Annotated in this window: 16 protein-coding genes and 2 tRNA genes; 15 read left to right on the top strand and 3 right to left on the bottom strand. The window is 63.0% G+C overall.

Annotated elements, in window-relative coordinates:
- Positions 1-20: 20 nt before the first annotated feature.
- From purL to D4Q51_RS14220, 3 genes are read left to right on the top strand one after another with little or no spacing between them, the layout of a single operon-like run.
- Complete coding sequence (gene purL, locus D4Q51_RS14230) at positions 21-2,255, top strand: phosphoribosylformylglycinamidine synthase subunit PurL (RefSeq protein ID WP_120078480.1); 2,235 nt, start codon at positions 21-23, stop codon at positions 2,253-2,255.
- Positions 2,255-2,674 (top strand): DUF3052 family protein, encoded by a 420-nt coding sequence (locus D4Q51_RS14225; protein WP_240624759.1) that lies wholly within the window; start codon positions 2,255-2,257, stop codon positions 2,672-2,674. The genes purL and D4Q51_RS14225 overlap by 1 nt, the downstream gene beginning before the upstream one ends.
- Positions 2,671-3,357: a nitroreductase family protein gene (locus D4Q51_RS14220; RefSeq protein WP_240624757.1), complete on the top strand. Its 687-nt coding sequence runs from the start codon at positions 2,671-2,673 to the stop codon at positions 3,355-3,357. Before D4Q51_RS14225 ends, D4Q51_RS14220 begins: the two co-directional genes overlap by 4 nt.
- Here the strand turns inward: D4Q51_RS14220 and serB are convergent.
- Entirely contained in the window at positions 3,354-4,235 is an 882-nt protein-coding gene (gene serB / locus D4Q51_RS14215; protein ID WP_120078478.1) for a phosphoserine phosphatase SerB, read from the bottom strand. The genes D4Q51_RS14220 and serB overlap by 4 nt on opposite strands.
- Here serB and miaA point away from each other — a divergent pair.
- From miaA to leuA, 7 genes are all read left to right on the top strand, one after another.
- Complete coding sequence (gene miaA, locus D4Q51_RS14210; RefSeq protein ID WP_120078776.1) at positions 4,228-5,175, top strand: tRNA (adenosine(37)-N6)-dimethylallyltransferase MiaA; 948 nt, start codon at positions 4,228-4,230, stop codon at positions 5,173-5,175. The two genes, serB and miaA, sit on opposite strands and share 8 nt — an antisense overlap.
- A 133-nt stretch (positions 5,176-5,308) precedes the next feature.
- On the top strand, positions 5,309-7,051 hold the full coding sequence (gene ilvB / locus D4Q51_RS14205) for a biosynthetic-type acetolactate synthase large subunit (protein WP_120078477.1): 1,743 nt from the start codon (positions 5,309-5,311) through the stop codon (positions 7,049-7,051).
- A 13-nt stretch (positions 7,052-7,064) separates the two neighbouring features.
- Positions 7,065-7,580, top strand: a complete 516-nt coding sequence (gene ilvN / locus D4Q51_RS14200; RefSeq protein WP_120078476.1) for an acetolactate synthase small subunit — start codon at positions 7,065-7,067, stop codon at positions 7,578-7,580.
- Between the two features lie 78 nt (positions 7,581-7,658).
- The gene (gene ilvC / locus D4Q51_RS14195; protein ID WP_120078475.1) at positions 7,659-8,678 is read left to right on the top strand and encodes a ketol-acid reductoisomerase; all 1,020 of its coding nucleotides are present in this window, start codon (positions 7,659-7,661) and stop codon (positions 8,676-8,678) included.
- A 10-nt stretch (positions 8,679-8,688) separates the two neighbouring features.
- Positions 8,689-9,060 carry a DUF2200 family protein gene (locus D4Q51_RS14190; protein WP_120078474.1) on the top strand — a complete coding sequence of 124 codons (372 nt, stop codon included), beginning with the start codon at positions 8,689-8,691 and terminating at the stop codon, positions 9,058-9,060.
- 90 nt (positions 9,061-9,150) lie between these two features.
- Entirely contained in the window at positions 9,151-9,795 is a 645-nt protein-coding gene (locus D4Q51_RS14185; protein WP_120078473.1) for a YceI family protein, read from the top strand.
- A gap of 271 nt (positions 9,796-10,066) precedes the next feature.
- The gene (gene leuA, locus D4Q51_RS14180; protein ID WP_120078472.1) at positions 10,067-11,764 is read left to right on the top strand and encodes a 2-isopropylmalate synthase; all 1,698 of its coding nucleotides are present in this window, start codon (positions 10,067-10,069) and stop codon (positions 11,762-11,764) included.
- A gap of 6 nt (positions 11,765-11,770) precedes the next feature.
- Here the strand turns inward: leuA and D4Q51_RS14175 are convergent, their stop codons facing one another.
- Together D4Q51_RS14175 and D4Q51_RS14170 are read right to left on the bottom strand one after the other, a co-directional pair.
- Positions 11,771-12,292, bottom strand: a complete 522-nt coding sequence (locus D4Q51_RS14175; protein ID WP_240624756.1) for an AHH domain-containing protein — start codon at positions 12,290-12,292, stop codon at positions 11,771-11,773.
- A gap of 23 nt (positions 12,293-12,315) precedes the next feature.
- Positions 12,316-12,996 carry a hypothetical protein gene (locus D4Q51_RS14170; RefSeq protein WP_162925344.1) on the bottom strand — a complete coding sequence of 227 codons (681 nt, stop codon included), beginning with the start codon at positions 12,994-12,996 and terminating at the stop codon, positions 12,316-12,318.
- 276 nt (positions 12,997-13,272) lie between these two features.
- Between D4Q51_RS14170 and recJ the strand changes: the two genes are divergently transcribed.
- From recJ to D4Q51_RS14145, 5 genes are all read left to right on the top strand, one after another.
- Positions 13,273-15,054 (top strand): single-stranded-DNA-specific exonuclease RecJ, encoded by a 1,782-nt coding sequence (gene recJ, locus D4Q51_RS14165; RefSeq protein ID WP_120078469.1) that lies wholly within the window; start codon positions 13,273-13,275, stop codon positions 15,052-15,054.
- An 80-nt stretch (positions 15,055-15,134) separates the two neighbouring features.
- Positions 15,135-15,209, top strand: a tRNA-Glu gene (locus tag D4Q51_RS14160).
- A 56-nt stretch (positions 15,210-15,265) separates the two neighbouring features.
- Positions 15,266-15,340: transfer RNA gene (locus D4Q51_RS14155), tRNA-Glu, on the top strand.
- A gap of 84 nt (positions 15,341-15,424) precedes the next feature.
- Positions 15,425-16,612, top strand: a complete 1,188-nt coding sequence (locus D4Q51_RS14150) for a sensor histidine kinase (protein WP_120078468.1) — start codon at positions 15,425-15,427, stop codon at positions 16,610-16,612.
- Positions 16,613-16,764: 152 nt separating this feature from the next.
- On the top strand, positions 16,765-18,168 hold the full coding sequence (locus D4Q51_RS14145) for an OprO/OprP family phosphate-selective porin (protein WP_120078467.1): 1,404 nt from the start codon (positions 16,765-16,767) through the stop codon (positions 18,166-18,168).
- The last annotated feature ends 118 nt before the right edge of the window (positions 18,169-18,286 follow it).

Here is an 18,286-nt window from a genome sequence, read left to right as displayed (position 1 = left end):
CCGGGGCTAAGGCGCTGCCCATGTCAGAGATTACCGCAGAAGTCGTCGCCCAGCACGGGCTGTCCGAGGAAGAATACGAGCGCGTCCTGCACGCTCTTGGCCGTGAGCCCAACCTTGTGGAACTGGGCATCTTTTCGGTCATGTGGAGCGAGCACTGCTCCTACAAGTCCAGCCGCCTTCACCTGAAGAAGCTGCCGACCGAGGCACCGTGGGTAATCTGTGGCCCCGGCGAGAACGCGGGCGTGATCGACATCGGCGATGGTCAGGCGGCCATCTTCAAGATGGAGAGCCACAACCACCCCAGCTACATCGAGCCCTACCAGGGCGCGGCGACGGGCGTCGGCGGAATCCTGCGCGACGTGTTCACCATGGGTGCCCGGCCGGTGGCCAACGCCAACGCGCTGCGTTTCGGCCGTCCCGACCATCCGAAGATGAAGCACCTGGTGCAGGGCGTCGTTGCGGGTATCGGCGGCTACGGCAACTGCGTGGGGGTGCCCACCGTGGCTGGCGAGACGAACTTTCACCCGGCCTACGACGGCAATATCCTCGTGAACGCCATGACTGTTGGCGTCGCCGATGCGGACAAGATCTTCTACTCCGCCGCCACGGGCGTTGGTAATCCCATCGTTTACGTCGGCTCCAAGACCGGGCGCGACGGCATTCATGGCGCGACGATGGCCAGCGCCGACTTCGGCGAGGATGCAGAAGAAAAGCGCCCCACGGTGCAGGTGGGCGATCCCTTCACCGAGAAGCTGCTGATCGAGGCGTGTCTCGAACTGATGGCGACCGACGCCATCGTCGCCATCCAGGACATGGGCGCGGCCGGCCTCACTTCCTCCAGCGTGGAAATGGCTACCAACGGCAAGGCGGGCATCCGGCTCGACATGAACAAGGTGCCCTGCCGCGAGGAAGGCATGACACCTTACGAGATGATGCTCAGCGAGAGCCAGGAGCGCATGCTCATGGTACTTAAGCCCGGCAAGGAAGAAATGGCCGCCGCCATTTTCGAGAAGTGGGAACTGGATTTCGCGGTGATCGGCGAAGTCACCGACACCCGCCACATGGTGCTCGAATTCGATGGGGAGGTCGTCTGCGACATTCCGCTCGGCCCGCTTGCCGCCGACGCGCCGGAATATGATCGTCCTTATCTCTCGAAAGAGGAATACGCGCAGTGGGCCGGTATCGAGCCGATGGTCGCGCGCCCCGACAGCGGTAATCCGGGCAAGGACCTGCTCGAGCTGCTGGCCTCCCCAAACCTCGCTTCCAAGGCGTGGATTTCGGAGCAGTACGACAGCCAGGTGGGCGCGGATACCCTGCAGACCGGCGGCGATGCGGGCGTGGTGCGCGTGCACGGCACGAAGAAGGCGCTGGCGATCAGCACCGACTGCACGCCGCGTTACGTTTATGCGAACCCCTACGAGGGCGGGAAGCAGGCGATTGCCGAGGCTTATCGCAACCTGTGCGCCGTGGGCGCGCGTCCGCTGGCCGTTACCAACTGCCTCAACTTCGCCAACCCGCAGCGGCCCGAGATCATGGCCCAGTTCGTCCACGCACTGGACGGCATGGGCGAGGCCTGCCGCGAGCTCGATTTCCCGATCGTGTCGGGCAACGTCTCTCTCTACAACGAGAGCAAGGCAACTGGAGGCGGGTCTGCGATCCTTCCGACACCCGCCATCGGCGGCGTGGGTATCATCGACGATTACGACACGATGATGACCATGGGCTTCAAGGCCGAGGGCGAGACGATCTACCTGATCGGCGCAGAGGCCTGGGCCACGCCCGATCCCGAACGCTCGCACCTCGGCAAGTCGCTGTGGCTCAGCGTGGTGCATGGCCGCGACGAGGGCCGCACACCGCCTGTCGACCTGACGCTGGAAAAAGCCGCAGGAAAGATCGTGCGCCAGCTGATCGCAGATGGGCTGGTGAGTGCGGTTCACGACGTATCCGACGGCGGCCTTGCCGTGGCGCTTGCGGAAATGGCCATGGCGAGCGGCATCGGCGCCGAGGTCGAGCAGAACGAGCGATACACCGCTGCGCAGTGGTGGTTCGGCGAGGACCAGGGCCGCTACGTCGTCACCGTTCCCGATCCGCAGGCGCTGAACGAGGCGCTGGCGAAGGGCACCGAGGACGAGGACCAGGCCCGCGTCGGATTCCGCCGTCTGGGAAAGACTGGCGGCGACAGCCTGCTCGGCGTTTCGCTGGACGACATGCGCACCGCGCATCGCAGCTTCTTCAAGGAATGGATGGAGGGCTGATGCCCTCTGACATCTCCGGCGGCTATTCCGATACGCCTCTCGCGAAGAAGCTGAACCTTCGCGACGGTCAGCGGGCGTGGTTCTGGGGGATGCCCGATAGCGTGGAGGAGGAGATCGCCGAATACGCGCTCGACCTGATCTTCGTTGCGGAGCCGGAGGAAGGCGTGGATGCCGCGCACATCTTCGTGACCGAGCGCGAAGCATTGGCGGGCATTCTATCAAGACTGCGCGCAGCCCTGGTCAGCGATGGCCAGGTCTGGGTCAGCTGGCCCAAGAAAGGGTCGGGAGCGGAAGGCACGATCGACGAGCATGACGTACGCGCTGCCGGCCTGGATCTCGGTTTCGTCGACACCAAGAAATGCGCCGTGGACGAGGTATGGTCCGGCCTGAAACTCGTGATCCGCAAGGAATTGCGTTGAGCGACACACACCGGCCTTTTCCGAGCCTGCCCCACCTCTCGGATGAAGAGCGGCTTGCGCGGGCGCGCGATGCGTTCGAGAAGCTGAGAACGCGCCGCTCCTGTCGCGCCTTCGCGGATGCGCCAATTCCGCGCGAAGTGATCGAATATGCCATCCGCGCCGCAGGCACCGCGCCAAGTGGTGCCAATCACCAGCCGTGGCACTTCGCCGTCATCGGTTCGGCGGAAAAGAAGCGCGCCATCCGCGAAGCCGCCGAAGCCGAAGAGCGCCGCTTCTACGGCGATGAAGGCGACAAGCCCAAGGCGAGCGAGGAGTGGCTGGACGCCCTCGCCCCGATCGGCACCGATGCCAGCAAGCCGTTCCTCGAAACCGCACCGTGGCTGATTGCGTGCTTCGCGCAGCGCACCGGCGGGATCGAGGAGGACGGGCAGACCCAGAACTACTACGTCAACGAAAGCGTCGGCATTGCCTGCGGACTGCTGATTGCCACGCTGCACGAAGCGGGACTCGCCACGCTGACGCACACGCCGTCACCGATGGGTTTCCTGCGCGATTTGTGCGGGCGCCCTTCGAATGAAAAACCGCTGATGATCGTCGTGGTGGGTCATCCCGCCGAGGATGCCACCGTTCCCGGCCACGCCCTGAAGAAGAAGCCGTTGGAGCAGATTTCCAGCTGGCTTTAGGCCACCCAGTCCTTCTCGGGGACTTCCAGCAGTTTCAGCAGCGCAGTCAGGTCCCCGCGGTCGACCCAGCCATTGGCCGCCGCGCGCGCTTTCGGCTTGGCGCGATAGGCGATACCGAACGCGGCAGCCTCGATCATCGGGATGTCGTTTGCACCATCGCCCGCCGCCATGCCCACAGCATCGTCGCCCAATCGGGCCATTTCTTCTTCAAGGACGGCTTTCTTGGTGGAACTGTCGGTGATGCCGCCGACGAGGCCGCCGGTCAGTTTCCCGGCGACGACTTCCAGCCTGTTGCCGACAACCCGCTCGAACCCGATCTGATCGGCCACGACGTCAGCGAAATGATGGAAGCCGCCCGTCACCAGCACCGTGCGGCAGCCTTGCGCCTTTAGCGTCTCGACCAGAACCCGCGCGCCCTCGTTCGGTCGGATTCGTTCGTCGAGGCAGCGTGTGATCGCATCTTCGCCTAGCCCTTCCAGCAGGGCCACGCGTTCGCGCAGGGCGCTTTCGAAATCGAGTTCGCCCTGCATGGCGCGTTCGGTAATGTCGGCGACCTGCGCTTTAAGGTCGGCGAAATCGGCCAGCTCGTCGATGCATTCCTGGCCAATCATCGTGGAGTCCATGTCCGAGATAAACAGCTCCGGCACGCGAAAGGCATCACGGGCGATGATCGCGTCGCTGGGGGCGAAATGCGTGTCGATGGCATCGCGCAACGCCGCAAGGTCATCGCCGGGCGTTTCGATCTGCAACACGTCGCCGCAGAAATCGAGCATTGCGGCATGGGCCACAGGCACGGACGTGCCGGAAAGCGCAACGGTCATCGCGTCGAGGCGACTTTCCAGTGTGGCGGGGTCTGCTATCAGCCGGGCAATGAGCAAGTCGGCAACTCCAGATAAGAAACAGGTGGCGCTCATTGCAGGGCCGACCGCCAGCGGCAAGAGCGATCTGGCCGTGGACCTCGCCCTGGCTCTGGAAAATGCGGGCCGCCCGGCACTCGTCATCAACGCCGACAGCGCGCAGGTCTATGCCGATCTGCAGGTTCTGAGCGCGCGACCGAGCGAGGACGACATGCGCGGCGTGCCGCATCGCCTTTTCGGCGCATGGGACGGCGCGCAGCCCTGCTCTGCCGCCGACTGGGCCGAAGCCGCAAAGCGCGAGATAGAAAATGCCCACCTTGCCGAAATGGTGCCGATTCTCGTTGGCGGCACGGGTCTTTACATCCGCACCTTGCTGGAGGGCATCGCACCCATCCCCGCTATCGACGAAGCCATCCGGGCCGAGGTCCGTTCTCTGGATGCTCCTGCTCTCTATCAGGCGGTGCAGGCAGAAGACCCCGCAGCAGCGGCGAGACTAAACGCCGGCGATACGCAGCGCCTCGCCCGCGCCCTTGAGGTCGTCCGCTCCACCGGCAGGCCCTTGCACGGGTGGCAGGAGAAGAAGGTCGGCGGCATCGGCAATGCCATAACCCTCGCCCCGCTGGTGCTGCTGCCGGATCGCGAGTGGCTTTACGAAAGGTGCGACAGGCGCTTCGCCCTGATGATGGAGAACGGTGCGGTCGAGGAAGTCGAGCGCCTGCTCGCGCGAGACCTTCCCGAAGATCTGCCGGTGATGCGCGCGATCGGCGTGCCGCAGATCGCCTCTTACCTGCGCGGCGAACCCACACGGGACGAGGCGATCGCGCTCGGACAGCAGGTCACGCGCAACTATGCAAAGCGGCAGTACACATGGCTGCGCCACCAGCCGCCGGAAGAATGGACCCGTCTCTCGCCCGAAAATGTCGATTTGGAGAAGCAATTTGAAATATTGTTTTCCAGATAGCGGTTGACAAGACAGAATATTCCCAATAGTGACGCCCTCGGTGAGTAGGAGAGGATGACCCGGCGCAAGCGATTGTGCCGGGTCAATCTTTTCCGGCGAGCCGGGATCGCATGGATCATGCAAGGAGAGTAACGTGTCGGATGAACGCAGCGGCGCTGCGATACTGGTCGAAAGCCTGGTGCGGCAGGGTGTCGAATTCGTGTTCGGCTATCCCGGCGGCGCAGTGCTGCCTATTTACGACGAATTGTTTTCGGACCAGCGTATCCGCCATATCCTCGTACGGCACGAGGCCGGCGCGGCGCATGCGGCGGAAGGCTATGCCCGTTCCACCGGCAAGCCCGGCGTGGTCCTCGTCACCTCCGGGCCCGGTGCAACCAATGCCATCACCGGCATTGCCGACGCCTTTCTCGATTCCATCCCGCTGGTCGTGATCACCGGGCAGGTGCCCACGAACCTGATCGGCACCGATGCCTTCCAGGAAGCCGATACGGTCGGCCTGACGCGGCATTGCACGAAGCATAACTACCTCGTCCGCGATCCGGCTGACCTTGCCGCCACGATCGAGGAAGCATTCGAGATCGCCTCCACCGGTCGCCCCGGCCCTGTCGTCATCGACGTTCCCAAGAATGTGCAGATCGCCACGGCAGAAATGCCCGCAGGCGCAGCCGAACGTAAGAAGCGCTACCAGCCGCGCACGGTCGCCTCACCGGAGGAAATTGCCGAGGCTGTTGAATTGATAGCCAATGCCGAGCGTCCCGTGCTCTATACCGGCGGCGGCGTCATCAATTCCGGTCCGGATGCATCCGAGGCGCTGCGCAGGTTCCAGAAACTGACGGGCGCGCCGCTCACCAGCACGCTGATGGGTCTCGGCGCATTCCCCGCCGACCACCAGGATTGGCTCGGGATGCTGGGAATGCACGGCACCTATGAAGCCAACATGGCGATGAATCAGTGCGACGTGATGGTCTGCGTCGGCGCGCGTTTCGATGACCGCGTGACGGGCCGCCTCGATGCATTCTCGCCGGACTCGAAAAAGATCCACATCGATATCGACCGGGCCAGCATCAACAAGGTGGTGCCTGTCGACCTCGGCATCGTCGGCGATTGCGGCACGGTGCTGGAACAGATGATCGAGTGCTGGGGCAGCCGCAAGGCGAAGGACCTTGGCGAATGGAAAGCCCGCGTCACCGGCTGGAAAGCGCGCGACAGTCTCGCCTATCCGGAAAAGGGTGAGGCATTGATGCCGCAGAAGGCGGTCGAGACGCTGTTCGCCATGACTAGGGACCGCGACCCCATCATCACTACCGAAGTGGGTCAGCACCAGATGTGGGCGGCACAGTATTTCGGCTTCATGGGGCCGAACAAGTGGCTAACCAGCGGTGGCCTCGGCACGATGGGCTATGGCCTTCCCGCCGCCATCGGCGCGCAGCTGGGCAATCCGGACAGTCTCGTGATCGACATTGCGGGCGAGGCCAGCATCCAGATGAACATCCAGGAACTGGGCACCGCCAGCCAGTTCCGCCTTCCGGTGAAGGTGTTCATCCTCAACAACGAATACATGGGCATGGTTCGCCAGTGGCAGGAACTGACCTACGAAAGCCGCTATTCGAACAGCTATTCGGACAGCCTGCCCGACTTCGTGAAGCTGGCCGAAAGCTATGGCTGGAAGGGAATTCGCATCACCGGCGAGCACGAACTAGAAGACGGCATTCGTGCCATGCTGGAGCATGACGGGCCGGTGATCGTCGACTGCCAGGTGTCGAAGGACGCGAACTGCTTCCCGATGATTCCATCGGGCGCGGCACATACTGAAATGCTGCTTTATGGCGATCAGCACGGCGGGACCATGGCCGACGAAGCCAAGGCCCTGGTGTAAGGAAACACGCGACATGAAGATCGAACATCGCGCAGCCGAGCGCCACGTGCTGACCGTGGTGGTGGACAACGAACCGGGCATCCTCGCCAAGATCACCGGCCTGTTCACCGCGCGCGGCTACAACATCGACAGCCTGACCGTGGCGGATATTTCCGAAGACCACGCCATCAGCCGCATCACCATCGTCACCGGCGGCCCGCCGCAGGTGATCGACCAGATCATGGCACAGCTTGAACGGCTGGTGCCCGTCCACCGCGTGACCGACCTCACCGAGGAAGGCCCGCACGTGGAGCGTGAGCTGGCGCTGGTGAAAGTCAAAGGCACGGGCGAGCACCGGGTGGAGGCACTGCGCATCGCCGACGTCTTCCGCGCCAGCGTGGTCGACACAACGACGGAAAGCTTCGTTTTCGAACTGACCGGCGCGAAGGACAAGATCGACAGCTTCATCGCGCTCATGCGCGGCCTTGGTCTTGTCGAGGTCGGCCGCTCCGGCATCGTCGGCATGATGCGTGGCAGCGAGAGCGCCTAGGACGCGCCCATTCCAATCATTCACCGGGAAGCCTATGCCTCCCGCCATTCGAACACATGAAGAATAACAGGACGGACCATGAAAGTTTATTACGACGCCGATGCCGATCTCAACCTGATCACCGACAAGAAGATCGTTGTTCTCGGGTATGGCAGCCAGGGCCATGCCCACGCCCAGAACCTGCGCGATTCCGGCGTGAAGAACGTCGCCATCGCCCTGCGTGAAGGTTCTGCCACCGCGAAGAAGGCCGAAGCCGCCGGTTTCGAAGTGCTTTCGAACAAGCAGGCAGCGGAGCAGGCCGACATCCTCATGATCCTCGCGCCGGACGAGCACCAGGCCGCGATCTGGGAGAATGATCTCAAGGGCAACATGAAGCCGGGCGCCGCCCTTGCCTTCGCCCACGGCCTGAACGTCCATTTCGGCCTGATCGAGGCGCCCGACGACATCGACGTCATCATGATCGCACCCAAGGGCCCCGGTCACACGGTTCGCAGCGAATACCAGCGCGGCGGCGGCGTGCCCTGCCTGATCGCGATCCACCAGGATGCCAGCGGCAACGCGCATGATCTTGCCCTCGCGTATGCCAGCGGCGTCGGTGGAGGCCGCTCGGGCATTATCGAGACCAACTTCCGCGAGGAATGCGAGACCGACCTGTTCGGTGAGCAGGCCGTGCTGTGCGGCGGCATCACTCACCTGATCCAAGCCGGATTCGAAACGCTGACCGAAGCCGGTTACGCGCCCGAAATGGCCTATTTCGAGTGCCTGCACGAAACCAAGCTGATCGTGGATCTGCTGTATGAAGGCGGCATCGCCAACATGCGCTACTCCATCAGCAACACCGCCGAATACGGCGACATCACCACCGGCCCGCGCATCATCACCGAGGAAACCAAGGCCGAGATGAAGCGCGTGCTGGACGATATCCAGTCGGGCCGTTTCGTGAAGAACTTTGTGCTCGACAACCGCGCCGGCCAGCCCGAGCTGAAGGCTGCCCGCAAGCGCGCCGAGGCCCACCCGATCGAGCAGACCGGTGCGCAGCTGCGCGCAATGATGCCTTGGATCAGCGCCAACAAGCTGGTGGACAAGGAAAAGAACTAAGGCATCACTCTTGGCCGAGCACCGCATCTTCTCGATGACGTTCGCGAGCATCTACCCGGTCTACGTCAACAAGGTCGAGAAAAAGGGGCGCTCGAAAGATGAGCTCGACACGGTCCTGCGCTGGCTCACCGGCTATTCGCAGGACCTGCTCGAGCGCCAGATCGAGGCGCAGGTCGATTGCCGCACTTTCATCGAGGATGCGCCGCTCAACCCTGACAGGGTGCTGGTTACCGGCGTCGTATGCGGCGTTTGCGTCGAGAACGTGGAGGACCCGCTGATGCGGGAGCTGCGTTACATGGACAAACTGGTCGACGAACTCGCGCAGGGAAAGAAGCTGGCTTCGATCCTGCGGCAGCCGAAGCCGCTAGAGGATGGACTTTAGGCCCGTAAAGGCAAACCCCGGTAGACATTGTCAAACAGGCTCGCCATCTTGCGTGGCACCCCCTCACCCATTCACCGGGAGATATTTCTGATGCGTAAGACAATTCTGGCCCTTGCAGGCGCAGCAGCCATTTCGACCTTCGCGATCAGCGGCGCCCACGCTGATAACCACGAAGACGGCGAGATGGATACCAGCGCCATCACCTCCGGCAGCTATTCCGCAGACCCGGCTCACACCCTGGTCGTCTGGGGCCTCGATCACCTCGGCTTCAATGATTACTTTGGCATCTTCGGTGACATCACTGGCACGCTGGAACTCGATACGGCAAACCTAGCCAACTCCAGCGTCGACGTGTCCATTCCGATCGCTGACGTGACCGTGGCCAGCGCCGGCCTGAAGGATCACCTGCTGCGCGCAGGGACTGACGGCGCCGATCCCGATTTCTTCGGCCCCAACCCCGAAGCCGCCCGCTTCGTTTCCACCTCGGTCACGCCGACCGGCGATACCGAGGCGGACATAACCGGGAACCTGACATTCAACGGCGTAACCAAAGAAGTGACCCTTGATGCCGAACTCGCCGGCATGGGCACCAACGCCATGAACCAGAAGGAAACCGTGGGCTTCCACGCAGAGACCACCATCATGCGTTCCGAATGGAACCTTGGCTGGGGCATCCCCTTCGGCCTTGGTGACGAGGTCGAGCTGGAAATCACGGCAGCGTTCGAAAAGAACTGATTGCAGTTGAAAGTAAATCCGGGGCCGCAGGACCGACTTTTCGATCCTGCGGCCCCAATTGTGTCTGGACCTGTTAACCAATCATCCTTAAGACTGGCCTTCATGACGCAGGCCTACAGCCTATCCCTGCTTCGACTTACTCGCCCTTAGGCGTGCCATTTCCCGTGCCTGATGCGCTGGGACCACTCCTAAGGGCTAATCCACCACAGGTTGATTAATTCGCACCGGTCGTTACCCGCGCGGTGCAAAGTCGAAGAAAGCTGTTTTCACAATGCCCATGTTGTCCGATCCCTCGGCCAAGTACCGCCCGTTTCCCCAAGTTCCCTTGCAGGACCGGCAGTGGCCCAGCCGCACGATCACCGCCCCGCCCCGCTGGCTCTCCACGGATCTGCGCGATGGCAACCAGTCCATCATCGATCCAATGGACCGCGCCAAGAAGACGCGCTTCTTCGATCTGCTGGTGGAAGTGGGCGTGAAGGAAATCGAAGTCGGGTTTCCCGCCGCGGGCCAGACCGAGTTCGATTTCATCAGCTGGCTCGTGCAGTCGGACAAAGTGCCCGAAGACGTGGTGGTACAGGTGCTCACGCAGTCGCGCGAAGACCTCATCAAGCGCAGTTTCGAAAGCCTCGAGGGCGCGCATTCGGCCATCGTCCATCTCTACAACGCGGTTAGCCCCGCCTGGCGCGATATCGTCTTCCGCATGAGCAAGGACGAAGTTAAGCAGATCGCCGTCGAGGGCGCGCAACTGCTGGTGGACGAAGCGGCGAAACGACCGAACACGAAGTGGCAGTTCGAATATTCGCCCGAAACGTTCTCCACCGCCGAACTCGATTTCAGCCTCGAGGTTTGCGAGGCCGTGATGGACGTGGTCGGCCCGACGAAGGACTGGCCGATCATTCTCAACCTGCCTGCCACCGTGGAAGCGGCAACGCCGAATATCTACGCCGACCAGATCGAGTATTTCTGCCGCAACCTGCCCAATCGCGACGCGGCGGTCATCAGCCTGCACACGCACAACGATCGCGGCACCGGCGTTGCGGCGGCGGAGCTTGGCATGATGGCAGGCGCGGACCGGGTCGAGGGTTGCCTGTTCGGCAACGGCGAGCGCACCGGCAACTGCTGCCTCGTGACCGTCGCGCTCAACATGTACACCCAGGGCGTCGATCCCGGTCTCGATTTCTCTGACATCGACAAGGTGATCGAGACGGTGGAGTACTGCAACGAATTGCCCGTGCACCAGCGCCACCCCTATGGCGGCGAACTCGTTTTCACGGCTTTCTCCGGCAGCCATCAGGATGCCATCAAGAAGGGCTTCGAAGCGCACGAGCAGCAGAACGACGAGCAGTGGCGCGTTCCCTACCTGCCCATCGACCCGGCCGACCTGGGCCGTGATTACGAGGCGGTGATCCGCGTCAACTCGCAATCGGGCAAGGGTGGTTTCGCCTGGGTCTTGCAACAGACGCAGGGGCTGAAACTGCCCAAGAAGCTGCAGGCCGATTTCTCCAAGCACGTGCAATACATGGCGGACAACACGGGCCGCGAGATCAACGCGGCAGACATCTGGGAATGCTTCAAGCAGACCTATTATCTGAAGGTCGACAAGCGCAAGTTCCGCCTGATCGATTACGAGGAAGCCCGCGCCGCTGACGGGGATCGCGTCTTCAGCGGCACCATCGAAGTGGACGGCGAAGAGCAGCGGGTTTCGGGTCGCGGAAAGGGCCTTATTTCCTCGGTGCTCTCCACCATTCGTGCCACTTATGACCTGGATTTCGAAGTCTGTGACTATTCCGAACACGCGATGGGCACAGGCGTCGATGCGCGGGCTGCGGCTTACATCGAGTGGGCCCTGGCCGACGGGCGTACCGGCTGGGGCGTGGGTATCGACGAGGACGTGGCCACTGCCAGCGTTCGCGCGATTCTCTCGGCTGCCAACGGCGCGGCGCACGGCCCTGGTACGCCCCGGTTCTAACCGTGACTAGAGCATTGTGGCTGGCCACAGCTGGTCGACCAGAGCATCGAGTTCGCTGAAATCCCGCTCGCTGACGAAAGGATCCTTGCGGCACAGCGTCAACCGGTCGCGCGCGGTGTCGAGCAACCGGCGCCGCAGGGCTCGTTGCAGGAGAGTGAGACGATCGATCGCGTCGCGTCGCGCGGAAAGGGGGCAGCGCCCTGCCCGCTGCGCCCATTCCCGCTCGATCTGCCCTACTCTCTCCGCGACCATCACGTTGTACTGGCGGTGCGGGCCGCGATGGAGCGGCATGCCTGCGCGTAGTGCCGCTGTTTCGCTGGCGGGCAGCAAAAGGCCGTTGCGGCGAAAATCGTCGAAGCCCACGTGGTCCCTGCCAAGATGATCGAGCATCTGCGCGAGGCCTGCCGTGCCCAGCAACTGCTGCGGCAACAGATGATGGCGCTGCATGTCAGGCAGATAACCGGGCTTGCCCCTGACGTTCACTGAGCGAAACGAGAGCTTCGGTCGTCGCACGACGACGCGCGTCACCTCTGCCCGGCGGGCAAGGTGGTTTAGTGCGACCCTCTCCACACTTCGACAATGCCGAGGTTATCCACAGGTTCAAGTCGTAATGTTTCGCCCGAAGGCCCTGTAAACGAAAAACTTTCGGTGATCCGGCCGTTTTCGACCAGCCAATCGAGCAGCCGCAACGCGATCTTCGAGCCTTCGGCCATGTCGTTCGCCACTTCCGGTCGTACGTGAAGTTCCTGCCCGGTGAACAGCGACAGTCCTTCGCTTCGCACGCCGCCATTGCCGTCGCTGGCCAGCGCAGCAAGGCCGAGAGCGGGGAAGACCCCTCCCTCTATCCAGTTCGAGACGGTGCGACGGAAATAGCCCGCGTCGACGGCGCAGCGCGCGGGATGCCATGCGACCGCTTGCACACCATCGAGTGCAGCAAGGCTTGCCGCGATCATCGCCAGCGTCCGCACGACGGGGAACATCGCTCCGCCAGCGGAAAGATGGGGGCCGGGCCGGATCGAAATCGCCTGGTGTTCGTCCGCAGAAAAAGCGGGAGGGAGAGCATAGGAATGGGCAAGATCGGGAACTTCGCTCCCCACCTGCGGGGCAAGGCCGGTGCAATCGAACGTCAGCCCGTTCGCCAGCAATTCCAGCCAGCCTTCCTCCTGTCCGCCTTCGGCAGAGGGATCAAAGCTGATCGAGAATTGTCCGTCAGTGTCAGCGAGGCGGCGCACGTGGGCTGCACGCGGCCGGTTTCCGGGCGCGAACAACAGCGAGACTGCCGAAGTCCTCTTGTCCTGATCAAGGCGTTCGGCGCTGGCTATCGTCTTTACCCCGCTGGTTCTGCTGGCATTTTCTACGGCAAAAGGTTTTCAGGTCGAGTCCCGACAATGCATCGTCCCGGAATTGCTCACTAATCCGGGTGCATGACTATCGCCGCGATTAACATTACTGTCGAGTTCAACAGCCTTCAGATTGGAGTGGACTGCCAAACAGGCTAGATCGGCGCAATGGCCACACGATCTGCGATTCTCGGTGTCGAACGTTCCCTTTCCGGCAAGAGCTGGCAGTGGCGCGGGGGCAACATGCAGGTGGATGGCGATGTCAATGCGCTAGGCAACGACATTAGCACGCAGTTGCTTCTCTCTCGGGGTGTCTCTCCTGAAGACCTTGACCGGCATCGCCAGCCCTCGCTGCGTGACTTCCTGCCCGACCCCTCCCAGTTCAGCGACATGGAGCGTGCGGCAGAACGCATTGCGGACGCCGTTATCTCGCAAGAGACGGTAACGATATACGGCGATTATGACGTAGATGGTGCTACCAGCTCCGCGCTGATGATCCGGCTCCTGCGTATGCTGGGGCACGATGCACGGCACTACATTCCCGATCGCCTCCTGGAAGGCTACGGCCCAAGTGGCGAGGCGCTTCTGAAGATCGGACAGGACGGCTCCAGCCTGATCGTCACTGTCGACTGCGGCGCGATGGCGCACGAGGCGCTCGGCATGGCGCACGACGCCGGGATCGACGTGATTGTGGTGGACCACCACAAATGTTCGCCCGAGCTTCCGCGCACCTACGCGCTAGTCAATCCCAACCGTCTCGACGAGAATGACCTTGCAGCCTCGCACGGACATCTGGCCGCGGTGGGCGTGGCCTTCCTGCTCGCTGTTGCTGTCGTGCGCACACTCCGAGAGCGGCAATACTTCAAGGATCGTCCCGAACCGAACCTGATGGCGCTGCTGGACCTTGTCGCGCTGGGCACGGTGGCGGACGTCGCCGCCATTCGCGGGCTCAACCGCGCATTCGTCGCGCAGGGCCTGAAAGTGATGGGCAAGCGCGCCAACACCGGCATGGCTGCCCTGATCGATGCAAGTCGGCTAAAAGCCGCGCCCAAGTGCAGCGACTGCGGCTTCGCACTGGGTCCGCGCATCAACGCCGGTGGCCGCGTGGGCGAAGCAACGCTGGGCGTGCGCCTGCTGACGACGGAAGACCCGGACGAAGCGCGCGAGATCGCTGCGCAGCTTTCGCAACTGAACGAGGAGCGCCGCGCTATCGAGGCGGCGGTGCAGGAAGAGGCGGAGGCCCAGTTGGCCGCGCAGCACAACCGCGCCGTGATATGCGTTGCGGCGAAGGGGTGGCATCCCGGTGTGATCGGCATCGTCGCGGGACGGATCAAGGAAAAGACCGGCAAGCCCAGCCTTGCCATCGCGCTGGATGCGGAGAGCGGCCAGGGCAAGGGCTCGGGCCGCTCGATCGCCGGTGTGGACCTTGGCGCTGCCATTATCGCCGCGCGCGAGGCGGGTCTGCTGGTGGCCGGCGGCGGCCACGCCATGGCCGCAGGGCTGACCGTTGAAGCCGGACAACTTGAAGCTTTCTCCGAATGGCTGGACGAGAAGCTGGCCGACAAGGTCGCTAGGGCCAGCGCGGAACAGACCATGCTGCTCGACATATCCGTCGCGCCGGGCGGACTGACACCGGACCTGGTGGAAACCCTCGAAGGGGCCGGCCCCTACGGCGTTGGCTGGCCGGGGCCGCGCGTGGCCGTAGGACCGGTGCACGTAGTCAAGGCCGACGTGGTGGGCAACGATCACCTGCGGATCATCGCCGCCGGGCAGGACGGGCGCAGTTTCAAGGCTATCGCTTTCCGCGCGGCAAACAGTGAAATGGGACAGTCGATCCTGCACGGCGCAAAGGGGCGCAGGCTATGGCTGGCAGGCCGGGCAAAGATCGACGACTGGGGGGCCCGCCCGGCAGCGGAACTGCACCTTGAGGACGCCGCCTGGGCCGACTGAGCCGCACGTTCGCGAGATTGTTGAAAGTGGGGCTTGACCACGCGCCCCCATCCCCCTAATTGCGCCGCTCCATCGCACGTGGCCCCTTCGTCTAGCGGTTAGGACGCGGCCCTTTCACGGCTGAAACACGGGTTCGATTCCCGTAGGGGTCACCAGCGATGGAATGCTATCCCGACATTTCGCGCCGCTAAGCTGGCCGAAGCATCGGCTTGGCCCCTTCGTCTAGCGGTTAGGACGCGGCCCTTTCACGGCTGAAACACGGGTTCGATTCCCGTAGGGGTCACCACCACCACGATGCAATCGCTCCGGTGCGTGGATCATTTCACCTTAGCGGTGGAAACTGTCACAAAACTCGCCCATTAGGCCTGCCATGCAGGCGTCACGCATACCAGTTGCCGCGATCATGCTGGCCGTCGTTTGCGGCGGCGTGCTGATATATTCGGGCGCCGGTATCGGCGTTTCGCTGGCTTTTGTCGGGGTCTGGATCCTCTCGTTCTGGCTGGTGAATCCTCCCCCGCCGGAGGCGCGTGAATCCGCGCAGGAATCGCTCAACATCACGCGTTCGGGAATGCGCGACCTGATTGAGCATTCCGGCCTTCCCCTGCTGCTGATCGACCGCAACCGTATCGTCATCGCAAATGCCCACGCCCGCGAGGCGATCGGCAAGCATATCCTCGGACAGGATGCGCGCGTCGCCTTGCGGCACCCGGCCGCGGTTGACCTGCTTTCCCGGCCGGAAGGCGGCAGCATCATCGTGCAGGGTCTAACCGGGCCGCGCAGCAACTGGCAGATGACACGCCAGAAAATCGACGAGCGCTATTCGCTGATCGAGCTGATCAACCGGACATCGGAAGCCGATGTCAGCCGCGCGCACACCGATTTCGTCGCCAATGCCAGCCACGAACTGCGCACGCCGCTGGCTTCCATCATCGGCTACATGGAAACGCTTGAGGACGAGGGCGAGGACATCGATCCCAAGCAGGCCAACAAGTTCTATTCCACCGTATTGCGCGAAGCACGGCGCCTGCAGACACTTGTCGATGACCTGATGTCACTGAGCCGGGTCGAGGCGGAAAAGCACGATACGCCCCGCGAACCGCTCGCCTTCGCGCCGCTGGTGCAGCAAGCATCGCGTGATGGCGCAGGCCACGAGCGCTTCGATCGCGTGCGTTTCGATATCGCGGATGCCAGCCTGCAAGTGCGCGGCGATCATCGCCAGCTTGAACAGCTCGTACGCAACCTTGTCGACAATGCTCTGAAGTATGGCGGCGACAGCGAACCGGTAGAAGTCGCGCTCCGTACCGACGAGCGTGACATGGCGGTGCTGACCGTGCGCGATCATGGCGAGGGCATCGGGCCCGAACACCTGCCCCACCTCACGCGCAGGTTCTACCGCACCGATCCCGGCCGTAGCCGCGCACAGGGCGGCACCGGGCTTGGCCTGGCGATCTGCAAGCATATCGTCGAGCGCCACCGTGGGCGGCTGGATATCGACTCGAGGCTGGGCGACGGCACCACGGTGACCGTACGCCTTCCGCTCGTTCCCGAAGAGCAATAAGCTTCCTTACTAAGGGGCCGCGCTTCGGCGACCCGCATTTATCGACGACTTTTCTCCAAGGCCAAGCGCCTCATGCACCCTTTGTAACAAAGTCGTCACAATGCAGTCATAGCGGGCACACAACTTCGCCACAAAAGTGAAACCAGATTGTCATGAAAAAGCTTGTCGCAGTCGCCCTGCTCGCCGGGACCGCGCTCACTCCGGGAACTGCGCTCGCGCAGGAAACCTCGCTGGAACAGCAGGTTGCCGCTCTCGCCGCGGAAGTCGCACGGCTGAACCAGCGCGTCAGAGAGCTCGAAGCGGAACAGGCACAGGCCGAAGCTCAGCAGAGCGAATCAGTCGCGCAGCAAGCGGCCATGGCAGCGCAAGTGGCCTCCATCGAAGAAGCCGCAGCCGCGCGCCCTGCCCCAAGCGTGACTTCCGGCGCGCCGGTCGAGATAAGCTGGGCCGGCGCGCCTGAGATCGAAGGCGAAGGCGGCTGGTCATTCAAGCCCCGTGGCCGACTCAACATTGATGCAGGCAGCTTCAACGCGCCCGATTCGACCGGCCGCGAAGATGGCTTCAACAGCGAGATCCGCCGCGCACGCCTCGGCGTCGAAGGCGATATTCCGGGCGGTTTCGGCTACAAGTTCGAGATCGACGTTGCCGGCAACGAGGTCGAAGTAACCGACGCCATCCTGACTTACGAGGACGGTCCGCTGACGGTGAACGTCGGCCAGCACAACACTTTCCAGTCGCTGGAAGAACTCACCAGCAGCCGCTGGTCTTCCTTCATCGAACGCGCCTCCTTCACCGATGCCTTCGGTTTCGAGCGCCGCCTTGGCGTGTCGGTCGAACTCGAACCGAGCGATACCGTGCTGATCCAGGGCGGCTTGTTTTCCGACAATATCGGCGACCTGCCGGGCAAGGCGATGAGCGCCGACGGCCGCGTGGTCTTCATGCCGGAATTCGGCGACAACCAGCTGCACCTCGGCGCCAGCGTGCACTACACCGACGTACCCGAGGGCGACACGGTCCGTTACCGCCAGCGCCCGCTGGTTCACTTCACCGGCGAACGCTTCATCAACACCGGCAACCTGCCCGCCACAAGCGAGTTCGGTGCCGGCATCGAGGCGGCCTTCATTTCCGGTCCGTTCCATGCCGTTGCCGAAGGGTTCTGGCAGAGCAGCAACATGGTCGCCGGAATGGAAGACGCCAACTTCTTCGGTGGCTACGCCGAAGCCGGGCTGTTTCTGACGAAGGGCGACAGCCGCGGCTATCGTGGCGGCACGTTCAACCGCACTCGCCCCGCCAATCCCGTGGACGAGGGCGGCATGGGCGCGTTCCAGCTCAACCTGCGTTACGACTATCTCGACCTGACCGATACCGGCGCAGGGATCGTTGGCGGCACGCAGAACGGCTACATGGCGAGCCTCGTATGGGTGCCCACCGACTATACTCGGTTCCTGATCAATTACGCTCGCCTGGACTATAACGATGCCGTGCACGCGGCAGCCGGGGGTGACCGCGATTACTCCGTCGATGTGCTGGGGATGCGGGCGCAGATCGACTTCTAGAACACCATCCGCAAAGCCTGGCGACGAATATGTCGTTCGGTCACGAACCGAACGCCGGTTTGTCGCAAAGTCGTCATACGTTAGACCTAGCGGTCTGCCATCTGAACCGAAACGAGGA

The organism is Aurantiacibacter odishensis (genome assembly GCF_003605195.1).
Classification (GTDB): Bacteria; Pseudomonadota; Alphaproteobacteria; order Sphingomonadales; family Sphingomonadaceae; genus Alteraurantiacibacter; species Alteraurantiacibacter odishensis.
The sequence above is the reverse complement of the archived record's forward strand: the minus strand, read 5'-3'. Positions and strand labels throughout refer to the sequence as shown.

Excerpts from the sequence above, each read along its gene's own strand:
- purL (WP_120078480.1), top strand. The coding sequence starts at position 21 with ATGTCAGAGATTACCGCAGAAGTCGTCGCCCAGCACGGGCTGTCCGAG.
- D4Q51_RS14225 (WP_240624759.1), top strand. The coding sequence starts at position 2,255 with ATGCCCTCTGACATCTCCGGCGGCTATTCCGATACGCCTCTCGCGAAG.
- miaA (WP_120078776.1), top strand. The coding sequence starts at position 4,228 with ATGAGCAAGTCGGCAACTCCAGATAAGAAACAGGTGGCGCTCATTGCA.
- ilvN (WP_120078476.1), top strand. The coding sequence starts at position 7,065 with ATGAAGATCGAACATCGCGCAGCCGAGCGCCACGTGCTGACCGTGGTG.
- ilvC (WP_120078475.1), top strand. The coding sequence starts at position 7,659 with ATGAAAGTTTATTACGACGCCGATGCCGATCTCAACCTGATCACCGAC.
- D4Q51_RS14185 (WP_120078473.1), top strand. The coding sequence starts at position 9,151 with ATGCGTAAGACAATTCTGGCCCTTGCAGGCGCAGCAGCCATTTCGACC.
- leuA (WP_120078472.1), top strand. The coding sequence starts at position 10,067 with ATGCCCATGTTGTCCGATCCCTCGGCCAAGTACCGCCCGTTTCCCCAA.
- recJ (WP_120078469.1), top strand. The coding sequence starts at position 13,273 with ATGGCCACACGATCTGCGATTCTCGGTGTCGAACGTTCCCTTTCCGGC.
- D4Q51_RS14150 (WP_120078468.1), top strand. The coding sequence starts at position 15,425 with ATGCAGGCGTCACGCATACCAGTTGCCGCGATCATGCTGGCCGTCGTT.
- D4Q51_RS14145 (WP_120078467.1), top strand. The coding sequence starts at position 16,765 with ATGAAAAAGCTTGTCGCAGTCGCCCTGCTCGCCGGGACCGCGCTCACT.